12 protein-coding genes are annotated in these 13452 nt (G+C 57.3%); all 12 read left to right on the forward strand.

The features are described 5' to 3' along the window. Window positions 1-2: 2 nt before the first annotated feature. Entirely contained in the window at window positions 3-1520 is a 1518-nt protein-coding gene (locus CDN36_RS17185) for a hypothetical protein (RefSeq protein ID WP_287497385.1), read from the forward strand. A 12-nt stretch (window positions 1521-1532) separates the two neighbouring features. Continuing rightward, the gene (locus tag CDN36_RS17190; protein WP_287497386.1) at window positions 1533-2651 is read left to right on the forward strand and encodes a hypothetical protein; all 1119 of its coding nucleotides are present in this window, start codon (window positions 1533-1535) and stop codon (window positions 2649-2651) included. Between the two features lie 4 nt (window positions 2652-2655). After that, window positions 2656-3879, forward strand: coding sequence for a glycosyltransferase family 4 protein (locus CDN36_RS17195; protein WP_287497387.1), 1224 nt, complete (start codon window positions 2656-2658; stop codon window positions 3877-3879). Between the two features lie 112 nt (window positions 3880-3991). Next, on the forward strand, window positions 3992-5128 hold the full coding sequence (locus CDN36_RS17200; RefSeq protein ID WP_287497388.1) for an N-acetyl sugar amidotransferase: 1137 nt from the start codon (window positions 3992-3994) through the stop codon (window positions 5126-5128). Beyond that, the gene (gene hisH, locus CDN36_RS17205) at window positions 5125-5739 is read left to right on the forward strand and encodes an imidazole glycerol phosphate synthase subunit HisH (protein ID WP_287497389.1); all 615 of its coding nucleotides are present in this window, start codon (window positions 5125-5127) and stop codon (window positions 5737-5739) included. The genes CDN36_RS17200 and hisH overlap by 4 nt, the downstream gene beginning before the upstream one ends. Continuing rightward, the gene (locus CDN36_RS17210) at window positions 5700-6524 is read left to right on the forward strand and encodes an AglZ/HisF2 family acetamidino modification protein (RefSeq protein ID WP_287497390.1); all 825 of its coding nucleotides are present in this window, start codon (window positions 5700-5702) and stop codon (window positions 6522-6524) included. The genes hisH and CDN36_RS17210 overlap by 40 nt, the downstream gene beginning before the upstream one ends. Window positions 6525-6566: 42 nt before the next feature. Beyond that, window positions 6567-7595: a polysaccharide biosynthesis protein gene (locus CDN36_RS17215; RefSeq protein ID WP_287497391.1), complete on the forward strand. Its 1029-nt coding sequence runs from the start codon at window positions 6567-6569 to the stop codon at window positions 7593-7595. Between the two features lie 4 nt (window positions 7596-7599). Next, on the forward strand, window positions 7600-8703 hold the full coding sequence (gene wbjC, locus CDN36_RS17220; protein WP_287497392.1) for a UDP-2-acetamido-2,6-beta-L-arabino-hexul-4-ose reductase: 1104 nt from the start codon (window positions 7600-7602) through the stop codon (window positions 8701-8703). After that, a complete protein-coding gene (wecB, locus tag CDN36_RS17225) occupies window positions 8704-9837 on the forward strand; it encodes a non-hydrolyzing UDP-N-acetylglucosamine 2-epimerase (protein ID WP_287497393.1) in 1134 nt (377 codons plus the stop codon). It begins immediately after the preceding gene. A gap of 10 nt (window positions 9838-9847) precedes the next feature. Continuing rightward, on the forward strand, window positions 9848-11074 hold the full coding sequence (locus CDN36_RS17230) for a glycosyltransferase family 4 protein (protein WP_287497394.1): 1227 nt from the start codon (window positions 9848-9850) through the stop codon (window positions 11072-11074). Between the two features lie 89 nt (window positions 11075-11163). Continuing rightward, window positions 11164-12792: a hypothetical protein gene (locus tag CDN36_RS17235; RefSeq protein WP_287497395.1), complete on the forward strand. Its 1629-nt coding sequence runs from the start codon at window positions 11164-11166 to the stop codon at window positions 12790-12792. Then, the gene (locus tag CDN36_RS17240) at window positions 12780-13412 is read left to right on the forward strand and encodes a WbqC family protein (protein WP_287497396.1); all 633 of its coding nucleotides are present in this window, start codon (window positions 12780-12782) and stop codon (window positions 13410-13412) included. Before CDN36_RS17235 ends, CDN36_RS17240 begins: the two co-directional genes overlap by 13 nt. Window positions 13413-13452: the final 40 nt, after the last annotated feature.

A 13452-nucleotide genomic window follows, 5' to 3' on the forward strand; every position in this document is an offset into this window, starting at 1 on the left:
ACATGCACGCACAGAACGCTACGCTCTTCAATGCCGCGTCGACGTTTCCCGCAACCCATGGGGAACTATCGCTGCGCGACGTCCTGACGATCGAGGACGACGACGCATTGCTCGCGTTGTGCGTAACGCCGGCCAGGATTCCAGTCTGGTCGCAAATTCGGGTGGTGCTGCTCCGCATGATCATGTCTGACTTGTTGTATGGCACCACGCTTACGAGTCAGTCAACCGGCCGGGTCTCGCGAGCAAAGGCCGCGAGCACGATGGTACGCTCACTGGTGCACAACGCCATTCATGGGCACCTCCGTACCAACAAGGCGACGGTGTGCGTCATGGGCGATGGCGTCGCCAATCAATGGGTCGACGGCCGCTGGACCAACCGTCTGACGGATCCCTTCGTCGACGTGCTGCCCGAGAGAACCGTCGTTGTCGAGGACCACTTCGAGTGGCGTTGGCCGTTCCCTCGCAAGCATCCCAACGTACTATTTCATGCGCCCTTCCAGGCAATGAACGTCCTTCGAGGGAAGCTTGACGTCCGTGAACATCACCGCAAGGACGCTGTGCGCATCGTCGATCTTGCCGCTGAGCGGGGCACGCGGTTCCTCGACTGGAAACTGGACGATGTGCGACGTGCACGGCTTGTCGACATGCTGGCGGCCAAGATGGCGTCAATGCCCACACAGTATCAAGCCTATAGAAAGCTGCTTTGCCGTATCGAGCCTCGCTTGCTCCTGGTCGGTGCGGGGTGCTATGGCCCAGCAGCGTCACTCATTGCAGCGGCCCGGTCGCTCGGCATCGTCACGGCCGAGTATCAGCATGGCGCGGTCTCGAGTGGTCACGATGCCTACAACTTTGCCCCGGCCCTTCTCAACAGCGAAGCTTACCGGCGCACCCTGCCCGATTACTTCCTGAGCTTCGGAAACTGGTGGGGTCAGCAGTTCAACGCGCCGGTGCGCAAGATTTCCATCGGTAGTCCGCACAGGGCTCGTCAGTTGGAACACGCCGCGGCACCGGCAACTCCGGCTCAACGCGATACGCTGCTCATTCTCAGCGATGGCGTCGATTTCGATCTTTACCTTGATTTGGCGACGCGCGTTCTCCCTGCCGCGAGCCGTGCAGGCTTGAAGGTCGCATTGCGCCCACACCCGCTCGAGCGGACCAAGGTCGGGCAACTGACAAACATTCCGCGCGATCGCATCGAGATCGACGTGAGGCCCAACATCTACGGCTCGCTCGCGCGCTCGCGCGTTGTCGTGAGCGAGGTCTCGACGGTGCTTTTTGAGGCCATTGGCATCGCGGATGCCATATTGATATGGGATACACCGAAGGCACGCTTTGCCTATCCGGAACATCCGTTCAGCACGTTTGCATCGCCGGATGACCTCACAGCGCTACTCGATAGCGGCGCGGTCGATCGCTTACAGCCGGATGTGCCGTCGGGGGAAATTTGGCAGGATGGGTGGGAGGCGCGGTACGCACAGTTCATCACGTTGGCGTGCGACAGCAACAGCGGCAACGCGTGAGGAGGGCATGCCATGAAACGTAAAACGTTCTATTTCCTCATTGTCATGGTTCTGTTCTCCATGCTTGGCAGCTGGTTTCTTGCCGATATCGGGATCGATGCACTATACGGAAACAACCCGTTCCAGTTCTTTGCCGATTCAAACACCTACATCGCCACATACGAAGGCCGAGATCTTCGCTTCGACGGAAACTTGATAGGCATCAGCAACAACTACCTCGGCCCGATTACCGTTCTCACATTACTGGGTGGCAACAATTACCTGGTCCTGATTTTCAATGTGGCCGTGTTCTCGTTGTCGATTATATGGATCACCCGACTGTTGCGCGTCAACGCACTTCTGGTAGGCCTGCTACTGTTGATTAGTCCGCTCACCGTATCGACGCTCTTGTCGGTCAACAAGGAGATTTTCGTGTTCCCGTTTCTCGCGGCGGCACTGCATTCGTATTCTCGGCGCTCGCTTGTCGGCTTCTGCCTCGCTATCCTGTTCGCGATTCTTACTCGCTGGCAGTTGGTGATGTTCTATTTCATCGTACTGGTAGCGCTCCAGATACGCAGTGCACAACATCGCTGGATATTGATTGTTTGCCTGCTCGTCGCCGCTTCGATTGCCTATGTCGCAGCGAGTTCGTTCCTGGCACCGGTGACCGAAGCCGCACGCTACTCGATCGACACTTATACCGGCGGTGGCAGCGGGTTATTCGAAGCCATGCTTTCGCTGCAGGATCGCGGGCTCTATATTCTAGCGTTCCCAATCAAGGCGCTGCACTTGATGTTCGGTCTGGGTCTGAAGCTGAATTCGATTCTCGAGCCGGTCGAAGTTTACAATGACCTTTTTGTTGGCGGTTACTGCTTGGTCATGCTATTCGTCGCCGTTTGTCTGGCCTTGCGCCGCGAATTCACGATGCGCTCCGACCTGTTCTACATGTCGGTCGTCTTCCTCGTGATTTTCTGTGCGACGCCGATTTTCGCGCCGCGCTATCTGTATCTAGTGTATGTGCTGTGGGTGCTCATGCTTGTCGGCGCCGAGCGGGCCTTGCCCCGTTTGCGTCGCCGCCGGCAGCCCACTATGGCCCAACCGCCCTCTCACTCACCGACGTCCTTGCCGCGTGCGCAGCAGGACGCTATTTGAAGCAATGGCCATCAACGTACTTTATATCGACGGTGTCGGCCCCTTTGGTGGGGCGTCCCGCAGCCTTTTCGAAGCGGTTCGCATGCTGAGCCAGTCGGACGTCAGGCCGCACTTCGTCGCCGCGGAAGGCACAGCGCTCGACGTTTATCGCACGGTCGCTACCGACGTCATCGCCACACGTGGCCTATCGCGCTTCGATAACACCCAGTACAGCCACTACCGTGGCGTTCGTTGGCTTGTGCTGCTGCGCGAGTTGTTCCATGCACCGTTCACGTGGCGCGCCATGCACGAAGCCCGGCGGAAGTGGAACGACATCGACGTCATTCACGTCAATGAAGTGACCGAGATTATTCCAGGGCTGCTCGCCAAACGACTGTTCAACGTACCGATGGTCGTGCACGTGCGCTCACCGCAGGCGCGCAATACAAACACCTGCCGCAGCCGCTGGATCTACAATGTACTCGCGCACAAGGCAGACGCCATCATCGCGATCAACGAAACAACGCGTGCGACAATGCCCGCCTCGCTGAATGTCGACGTCATCCAGAACTCGTTCACGGCCAAGGTCGAAGTGCCGGTCGACCCCGTCATGCAGGGGAATCTGGATAAGTTGCGCCCCACCTCGCTCAAAGTCGGCTTTGTCGGAAACGTGCACGTCTCGAAGGGAATTTTCGATCTCGTCGACGCGATGCATCTGGCCCGACAGCAGGGGCATGACGTCGAACTCGTCGTAGTCGGCGGTAATGCGAGCCCGGCGCGTGGCCTCAAAGGCTGGTTGCTCGAACGGGCCGGTTTGAACCAGAACGTCTACGAAGAACTCGTCGCACGCATCGGCGCACTCGGCTTGCAGGATTCGGTACATCTAATGGGTGCCACCAAGGATATCCAGCGCGTGTATGCACGGCTCGATGTGCTGGCGTTTCCCTCGCATTTCGATGCGCCGGGTCGTCCGGTGTTCGAAGCCGGCTTCTTCGGCGTTCCCAGCATCGTATGTGTGAGACACCCGGCCCCGGACACGCTGGTTCCCGGCGAGACCGGCCTGACGGCCCCCGCATGCGATCCGGAAGGACTGGCGAAAGCCATCGTGCACTTCGCAACGCAACGCGATGAAGTCAAGCGAATGGGTGCCAACGCGCAATTGCTGGCGGAGCGCAACTGCGATCCCGCGAACAATGCGAAGAAAATTCGTGCGGTGTATGCACGAGTCATGGAAAAACGTAAAACCTGAGAGCCCTCATTCGGCCGAATGGATCAGCCACAATAACTTCGCATTTCTTGATGGTCGCAGGTGGCTGCCGGAGAATGCGCCCAGAAATACGTAAAGCGACTCACTAAGCAATATGAAAAGAGACTATCAAATCTGCACCAACTGCATCATGGACACCTCGGACTCGAACATCACGTTCGACGGGCGCGGCTGGTGTGACTATTGCAACAACTATCACAGCAACATCCTGCCGAACTGGCACCCTGACGAGCGCGGCGAACGCGAAATCATGACGACCGTCGAACAGATCAAGCGAGACGGCAAAGGTAAGGATCACGATTGCCTGATAGGCTTGAGCGGCGGCGTCGACAGCTCGTATGTCACCTATCTTGCGAAGGAGAAATTCGGACTGCGCCCGTTGCTGTACCACGTCGATGCAGGCTGGAATTCGCAGCAGGCCGTGAACAACATCGAGAAGCTCGTCGACGGACTCAATCTGGATCTGTATACCGAGGTCGTCGACTGGCCCGAAATGCGCGACTTGCAGTTGGCGTTCTTCAAGGCGCAGGTGCCACATCTCGATACCCCGCAGGACCATGCGTTCTTCGCCGGTCTGTATAACTTCGCGGCCAAGCATGATGTGAAGTACATCCTCACTGGCGCCAATTATTCGACGGAGTGCGTGCGCGAGCCACTTGAGTGGCACTATCACGCTTCGGATCTCCGCCAGTTGAAGGATATCCATCGCCGCTTCGGCACGCGCCCGCTCAAGTCGTTCCCGCTGGCCGGCATCTTCAAGTTCAAGGTGTACTACCGCTTCGTGAAAGGTGTACGCGTTGTCAAACCGCTGAATTGCGTGCCGTACATCAAGGAAGAAGCGATGGACGAACTCGTCGCCAAGTACGGCTGGCAAAAGTACGCACACAAGCACTACGAGTCCCGCTTCACTCGCTTCTACGAAGGCTTCTGGCTGCCGACTAAGTTCGGCTACGACAAGCGTCGCGCCCACTTCTCGAGCCTGATTCTCACCGGCCAGCTCACACGCGCCGAAGCGCTGGAGAAGATCGCAAAGCCTGCTTACGACGACCAGACGCTCGCGCAGGACTTCGAATATATCGCGACCAAACTGGGCATTACCGTCCAGGATCTGCGCAATCTGCTCGAAGGGCCGAAGAAGACCTACAAGGACTACAAGAACGACATGGGTCTCATCGAGTTGGGTACGCGTGTGCTTCGTGCACTCGGCGTTCAACGGGCCATCATCCGATGATTACGATTGTCGACTACGGCCTGGGCAACATCGGCGCTTTCTCCAATATGTACAAGCGCATGGGCATCGAGTCGCGCCGTGCGACACGACCGGGAGAGCTCGAGGATGCGACGCACATCATCCTGCCGGGCGTCGGTGCGTTCGACCATGCGATGGACTTGCTCAACGCCTCGGGCATGCGCGAGACGCTCGAGCGCAAGGTGCTTACGAACAGGACCCCCGTCATGGGGATTTGTGTCGGTATGCAAATCCTGGCCAACGGCAGCGACGAAGGCGTTAAGCCCGGTCTGGGATGGATCTGCGGTCGCGTGCGCAGCTTCGCGAGTCATCCGGCGTCGGCCGCCTTGCCCATGCCGCACATGGGCTGGAACGATGTCGAGCCGAGCACCGACTCGCCGCTCTTCAAGGGGCTGGAGCGCGACGCACGGTTTTATTTCTTGCACAGTTTTTACTTCGAATGCGAACGCGCCGAGGACGTCTCCGCCACCGCCGACTACGGTTTTCGATTCGGCTGCGCGGTGCGCCATGAGAATGTCTACGGCGTGCAATTCCATCCGGAGAAAAGCCACCATTGGGGCGCAGCGCTCCTCAAGAACTTTGCGGAGATCTGATCATGCTGCGTCCACGCATCATCCCTTGTCTGCTGATTCATGAAAGCGGTCTGGTCAAGACCGTCGGCTTCAAAACGCCCAAATACGTCGGCGATCCGATCAACGCCGTCAAGATTTTCAACGAGAAGGAAACGGATGAGTTGATCGTCGTGGACATCGACGCCACGGTCGATGGCGCCGAGCCCGACTACAAGCTGATCGCGGACATGGCGGCCGAATGCCGCATGCCGCTGTGCTACGGCGGCGGCGTGCGCACGGCCGAGCAAGCGAAGCGCATCATCGGTCTGGGAGTTGAAAAGGTCTCCATCAGCGCCGCTGCGCTCGAAGATCCCTCGCTCATCACGCGTATTTCGGACGAAATCGGACGTCAAAGTCTCGTAGTCGTGCTTGACGTCAAGAAGCGCATGCTCAGTCGCGATTACGACGTCTGCACGCACAACGGCAAGAAGAACACCAAGCGCAGCGTGTTCGAGGTGGCACTCGAAGCCGAACGGTTGGGCGCTGGCGAGATCGTCGTCAATTCGATCGACAACGATGGGCAGATGAAGGGCTACGACCTCGCGCTGGCGGAGAAGCTGCGCAAGACCGTTAACATTCCGATCACCATCCTCGGCGGTGCAGGTTCGCTCGACGATATCGGTCAGCTCATTGAACACTGTGGCACCATCGGCGCGGCCGCCGGCAGCCTGTTCGTTTTCAAAGGTGCCTACAAGGCCGTATTGATCAATTATCCGACGCTGAGTCAACGCGACGAGATGATTCGCGCGGCATTGCCTCGGGTGTGAGCGCCGTCGCACGACGCTCATCATTATTTGACGAGATTTCTTATGTTCACTGGCAAAGTTCTCCTGATCACCGGCGGCACAGGGTCATTCGGCAATGCGATACTGCGCCGCTTTCTCAACTCCGATCTCAAAGAGATCCGCATCCTGAGTCGAGACGAGAAGAAGCAAGACGACATGCGCAAGAAGTACAACGACCCCAAGCTGAAGTTTTTTATTGGAGACGTGCGCGATTATCAATCCGTGCTCAACGCGGTGCGTGGTGCCGATTTCATCTATCATGCCGCTGCTCTCAAGCAGGTACCGTCTTGCGAATTCCACCCGATGGAAGCCGTCAAGACCAACGTCATCGGCACGGAGAATGTGCTTGAAGCGGCCATCAATTGCAACGTCAGGCGCGTGGTTTGCCTGAGCACGGACAAAGCGGTCTACCCGATCAACGCCATGGGCATTTCCAAGGCAATGATGGAGAAGGTCATCGTGGCCAAGTCGCGCGGCAGCGACAGCACTGTCATTTGCGCCACGCGCTACGGCAATGTCATGGCGTCGCGTGGATCCGTGATTCCGCTGTTCGTGGAGCAGATCCGCGAAGGCAAGCCGATCACGATCACCGATCCGTCGATGACTCGCTTCATGATGACGCTCGACGACGCCGTCGATCTGGTGCTGTACGCGTTCCAGCACGGCAGCCCGGGGGATATTTTCGTGCAAAAAGCGCCGGCCTCGACCATTGAGAACCTCGCGCGCGCGCTCGTCTCATTGATGAGGCAGCCCGATCACGAGATCCGCATTATCGGCACACGTCACGGGGAGAAGCTTTACGAAGCCCTGCTGAGCCGCGAGGAGATGGCAGCCGCCGAGGACCTGGGCAACTACTACCGCGTCCCTCCCGACCTGCGCGACCTGAACTATGGCAAGTTTGTAGAACAGGGTGAGACGCGCATCTCGGAAGCCACTGATTACAACTCGCACAACACCGAGCGACTGGACGAAGCCGGCATGAAGGCGCTGCTCTTGAAGCTACCTTTCATCCAGGCGCTGACACGTGGCGAATACGCGGTGCCGGAGGCCTGATGCCATGCAAGTACTGATCACTGGTGCGAATGGATTCATCGGCAAGAACCTTGCCGTTCACCTGCGCGAGCGCAAGGTCGATGTCGTGCCTTTCACGCGCGAGACCCCACCGGAAGCGTTGTCGGAACTGCTCAAGGACGTCGATTTCGTCTTTCATCTGGCGGGGGTGAATCGTCCGCAGGATCCACAAGAGTTCGTCACGGGCAACACAGGGCTGAGCGAGCAGTTGGCCGACGCGATTCGCGCGGGCGGACGCCCCATTCCGGTAGCCTACACGTCGTCGATCCAAGCGGAACTGGACAATCCGTACGGCCGAAGCAAGCGCGCGGCCGAAGACGCTATCGCTGCCGCGGCACAGGCCAGCGGCGCACCGGCCTACATCTTCCGATTGCCGAACGTCTTTGGTAAGTGGGCGAAGCCAAACTACAATTCGGCCATCGCAACGTTCTGCCACAACATCGCGAACGGACTTCCGATCACGATCAACAATCCGGCCGCCGTCGTGCATCTCGTTTATGTCGACGATGTCTGCAAGGCGCTCGTCAAGCTGCTCGACATCATCGGGACTGGCGTGCAATGGCCAGTCGTGGAGCCGTCGTACCGCTGCACCGTCGGCGAACTGGCCAATCACATTCGCGAATTCGAAGCGAGCCGTGCGTCGCTCACGACGCCCGCAGTCGGCACAGGACTGGTACGCGCGCTGTATGCGACATATCTAAGCGTACTGCGCCCGGGCCAGTTCAGCTACGACATTCCGACGCACAGCGACGCACGCGGCGTCTTCGTCGAGATGCTTCGCACCCGCGACTCGGGACAGTTTTCGTTCTTTACCGCGCATCCGGGTGTGACGCGCGGCGGTCATTATCACCACACGAAGAACGAGAAATTCCTTGTGCTGAAGGGACGCGCACATTTCGGGTTCCGGCACATCGTAACGGGCGAGACGACCGAACTCGTCACCTCCGATGAAAAACCGCAGATCGTCGAGACCATTCCCGGCTGGTCACACAACATCACCAATATTGGCGCCGACGAACTTATCGTCATGCTGTGGGCGAACGAGATATTCGACCGCGCGGTGCCGGACACCATTGCTCACGAGGTCTGAATGAGGAAGTTGAAAGTTGCCACGGTCGTCGGCACGCGACCGGAGATCATCCGCCTTTCGCGCGTGATGGCCAAGCTCGACCAGCACTGTGATCACGTGCTGATCCATACGGGGCAAAACTACGATTTCGAACTCAACGAGATCTTTTTCCGTGACCTTTCGGTTCGCAAGCCGAATCACTTTCTCAATGCGGCGGGCAGCAACGCCGCGGAGACGATCGGCAACGTCATCATCGCGGTGGATCGCGTACTGGCAGAGACGCAGCCCGACGCCATCCTGATTCTCGGCGATACCAACAGCTGCCTCGCGGCCATTCCCGCCAAACGTCGCAAGATTCCCATCTTCCATATGGAAGCCGGCAATCGCTGCTTCGATCAGCGTGTGCCCGAGGAGACCAACCGTCGTATCGTGGACCACACGTCGGATGTCAATCTGACCTATAGCGATATCGCGCGCGAGTACCTGCTGCGTGAGGGATTGCCCCCCGATCGGGTGATCAAGACCGGTAGCCCGATGTTCGAAGTGCTCTCGCATTATGGCGACGACATCGAGAAATCCGGTGTATTGACGGAACTCGGTCTCAAGAAAGGCAAGTATTTCGTTGTGAGTGCGCACCGTGAGGAAAACGTCGACTCCAACCGTTTGCTCAGCAATCTGGCGCTCACGCTTAATACGGTGGCACAGACGTTCGACGAACCGGTGATCGTATCAACTCACCCACGAACGCAAAAGCGCATCGATGCACTTGGCATTCGCTTTCATGAAAAGGTTCGGTTGCTCAAGCCGCTGGGCTTTCACGCCTACAACAAGCTCCAGAAGTATTCGCACGCCGTGCTGTCCGACAGCGGAACGATCAGCGAGGAGTCGTCGATCATCAACTTCCGTGCTGTGAACATTCGTGAAGCGCACGAACGTCCGGAAGCGATGGAAGAGGCTTCGGTGATGATGACGGGAATGAACCCCGAGCGTATCATGCAGGCGCTCGACATCCTGCGAGATCAACCTGTGGGCGAAACCCGTCTGTTGCGTCAGGTCGCAGACTATTCAATGCCAAACGTATCGGACAAGGTTGTGCGTATCATTCTGAGCTATACCGACTACGTCAATCGTACCGTGTGGCGTAAAGACTGCTGAGGCCGGGGACGTGGATATCCTCATCGTCAGTCAGTACTTCTGGCCCGAGAACTTTCGTATCAACGATCTGACCGCTGCGCTCGTGGAGCGTGGCCATCGGGTCACGGTGCTCACGGGATATCCTAACTATCCGGACGGCAAGATCTTCGACGAGTTCCGGGCCGATCCGGAGAAGTTCTCGCGTTACGAGGGCGCTGAGGTCATTCGAGTGCCGCTGCTGCCTCGCGGCAAGGGCGCATTGCGTCTGATGCTGAACTATGCGTCTTTCGTCGTGACGGGTTCATTGGTCGCGCCGTTCAAACTGCGTGGCCGCAAGTTCGATCGCATCTTTGTCTACGAGACTTCACCCGTTACGGTGGGGCTGCCGTCGTCGGTGCTACGCTGGCTCAAGCGTGCACCCGTCGCGTTCTGGGTACTCGATCTCTGGCCAGAAACGTTGCGGGCGGTTGGCGTCATCAAGTCGGAACGAGTGCTGAGCTGGGTGGGTAAGTTGGTATCGTTCATTTACGACCGGTGCGACGTCATTCTGGCGCAATCTCGGTCGTTCATTCCGGCAATCCGCAAACATGCGGGCGAACAGGCTCGCGTGGAACTGTTTCCAAGCTGGGCGGAGAGTCTGTTCGACAGTACGCACGATGTCGAAGGCGCACAGGAGCTGACGCAGTTCGATGGCAAGTTCAAGATCGTCTTTGCCGGCAACATCGGCGAAGCGCAGGACTTCCCCGCAATCCTGGACGCCGCTCAGACGCTACGTGACCGCACAGACATCCAATGGGTGATCGTGGGTGACGGGCGTAACGCGTCATGGGTCTCGAGCGAGATCGAAAACCGGGATCTGGGTGGCACTGTCAGCATGTTGGGCCGGTTTCCGTTGGAGCGCATGCCGTCGTTTTATGCTGGGGCCGATGCGTTGCTGGTCAGCCTTCGCGCCGATGAAATCTTCGCGATGACGATTCCGGGAAAGGTGCAATCGTATCTTGCCGCCGGCAGACCGCTGCTCGGCATGCTCGACGGCGAGGGGCAAAGGGTCATAGACGACGCACGAGCCGGCTACGCATGCGGTGCTGGCAAAAGTGCGGAGCTTGCCGAACTCGCGAGTCGTTTGGCAGATACGAGCACGGACGAGCGGCGCGCCATGGGAGAACGCGGCAGAGCCTACTATCGGACCAACTTCCAGCGCGACACGGTGATGCAACGCCTAGAGGACATTCTCAAAGATCTCGAGCTTCGGCGCTGAGCTTAGAGGAACCGCGAGACCGCCTGAAACCGTCGGTAGTGGCGCAACGGGGCGTGTAGATTGGCACCAAATTTTCAAAAGGTATGCATATGTTAAACCTCCAGTTCGACGCTGGAGACTCGCTCTGGCGGCAAGCCTTTTGCGAGCATGCGAAAAGGCATTGGTCGATATACGTTATCGGAACGCTGTATTTTCTAACCCGTCTACCGCTCCTGAACAGCGATTTGCCACCGTATTCCGTGTTGCTTTATCAACCGATTGATGAGGCGTATTACGCGCTTCCGTCTTACGAATGGCTATTGACGCTACGTGCTGGCTGGGAGCACTATCCCATCAATCTGTTCCAGAACTTCGTCTTATATCCATTACTCGCCATTCTAGGCCCGTCCTATGTCGGGATGAGAAGTTCGTCCGTCGCATTCGGATTGGGCGTTTTTCTCATTTCGTATCTGGTACTTGTCGACCGTGTAAAGATCGGTGGGACACTGTCCATACTTCAGAGAAATCTCGTCTATCTCGTTTGTGCTTCGTTTCTCGTATTCAACTACGCATTCCTCTATGCAACAGTAGTTGTCGAACCGACGATCGCCATCATATTCTATGGCGTCGCGCTCGTCTATTTGCTTACTCATTGCACGGAACGCCATTACGGCCTCTGGGGTGCTGCACTCGCGTTCGGACCCCTGTTCGTGTATCCCCAAACGCTCTATATGGTTCTTGGGGCGTTGACAGCCATTGTTCTGACCGACGTCAAGGCGCTCCATTGGCGCAACATCGGCAAGACGCTCGTTGGTGCGTTGATCGTATGTGCCGCCTACGGACTCATCGTCCTCGTGCTGTATCCGAATGTCTGGACGGAATTCACCAACAATCTGCGGTACTTCACCGCAGGCAGAGTCATTGATCCGCGACCTTATCCGGTCTGGTATCTCGCGAAGAATTTTCTGAAAACTATCGTCGGCATCAACTTCTTCGCTTACTCCAGCGCCATGTTGACCGGGGGTATCGCAGCACTGATTGCCATCGTCGGATTTGTGCTGTGGCGTAAGCGGCGCGTCGATTTGTTTCTGGCGTGCATCGTCCTGATGTTATTCGCACGTCTGGGGCAGTTGTTTTTCGAGTCGTCCTACTTTCAGCGAAAAGGGGTTGATGTCTCGTTCATCGTGTTTTTGCTGATGCTTGAAGCCGGGGTTGTGCTTCTGCAAATCACGACACCACTGATGCGCAATGTGTTTCGTCGCGGGACGAGCGTAGCATGGGCCGCGCTGCTGGCTGCGACGACGGCTGGTCTTGCGACGCATACGAGTGCGTCGTTGCTCATCGCTTCCTTCAAAGCGTTGCCAGGAGACGCCAACTATCGCACGCTGTCCGATATCAGCCGACGTTACGCCGGATGCGACGCCATCGGTGAATGGTCACACGGATTCAATGTTTTCGGCACGTTCAAAACGCGTCTGAATTCCTATCGCTTTCTGCGCGAAGACAGCTACCGTGCCTATTCGGAACAATTGCTTCAGACGTTGAAAGAGACACATGGCATCGTGATATCAAGTTACCCGAAGATGACGAGAAAAGTCTCACCGGACGTGAGAGCTCAACTGACACCTATTGAGATTTTTGATTTCAACGACGGCGGAGCGACGGTGTCCCAATATGCCGTCTATCGGCTCGCCAGTGATGCCAGCGTTTCATCGGGAGCCAAGACATGCGGAAAATAGCCATCGTTCAGTCAAACTATATTCCTTGGAAGGGATATTTCGACATGATTGCGGCCGTCGACGAATTCATTCTTTACGACGACATGCAATACACGCGTCGAGACTGGCGCAATCGCAACGTGATCAAGACCCCGCAGGGACTTCAGTGGCTCACGGTGCCGGTGCGAGTCAAAGGCAAATACGAGCAGACGATTCGCGAAACGGAAATCGACGGCACGCAATGGGCTAGCCTTCACTGGAAGACGTTGACACAGAATTACCGGAATGCCCCTTATTTCCGTCAGATAGCTTCGGTGCTGGAACCAGTGTACATGGATGAGGTGCATACCCATCTGTCACAGCTCAATCGCCGGCTTATCGAAGTCATATGTCAATTGCTGGGCATCAAAACATGCATCCGTAATTCGTGGGACTACACACTGATCGACGGGAAAAGCGAACGCCTTGCGAATCTCTGCGCGCAGGCAGGTGGGAATATTTACATTTCCGGGCCATCGGCTAAGGGCTACATTGAGGAGTCCGTTTTTTCACGGTCCGGCATCGCGGTGCAATGGTTCGAGTACGATCATTATCCCGAGTGGAGCGGCCCCACGTATCTGAGGACACGAGGACTCTCTTAAAATAAGGGATAGTCTTGTGCCTATCAGTAAGCCTAGTCAT

It is taken from the genome of Pandoraea sp. CB10b_02 (genome assembly GCF_002216225.1).
GTDB lineage: Bacteria > Pseudomonadota > Gammaproteobacteria > Burkholderiales > Burkholderiaceae > Pandoraea > Pandoraea nosoerga.

What these genes read in the sequence shown, in the direction of transcription:
- CDN36_RS17190 (WP_287497386.1), top strand. Translation starts at nt 1,533, where the DNA reads ATGAAACGTAAAACGTTCTATTTCCTCATTGTCATGGTTCTGTTCTCC.
- CDN36_RS17215 (WP_287497391.1), top strand. Translation starts at nt 6,567, where the DNA reads ATGTTCACTGGCAAAGTTCTCCTGATCACCGGCGGCACAGGGTCATTC.
- CDN36_RS17240 (WP_287497396.1), top strand. Translation starts at nt 12,780, where the DNA reads ATGCGGAAAATAGCCATCGTTCAGTCAAACTATATTCCTTGGAAGGGA.
- CDN36_RS17195 (WP_287497387.1), top strand. Translation starts at nt 2,656, where the DNA reads ATGGCCATCAACGTACTTTATATCGACGGTGTCGGCCCCTTTGGTGGG.
- hisH (WP_287497389.1), top strand. Translation starts at nt 5,125, where the DNA reads ATGATTACGATTGTCGACTACGGCCTGGGCAACATCGGCGCTTTCTCC.
- wbjC (WP_287497392.1), top strand. Translation starts at nt 7,600, where the DNA reads ATGCAAGTACTGATCACTGGTGCGAATGGATTCATCGGCAAGAACCTT.
- CDN36_RS17235 (WP_287497395.1), top strand. Translation starts at nt 11,164, where the DNA reads ATGTTAAACCTCCAGTTCGACGCTGGAGACTCGCTCTGGCGGCAAGCC.
- CDN36_RS17200 (WP_287497388.1), top strand. Translation starts at nt 3,992, where the DNA reads ATGAAAAGAGACTATCAAATCTGCACCAACTGCATCATGGACACCTCG.
- CDN36_RS17185 (WP_287497385.1), top strand. Translation starts at nt 3, where the DNA reads ATGCACGCACAGAACGCTACGCTCTTCAATGCCGCGTCGACGTTTCCC.
- wecB (WP_287497393.1), top strand. Translation starts at nt 8,704, where the DNA reads ATGAGGAAGTTGAAAGTTGCCACGGTCGTCGGCACGCGACCGGAGATC.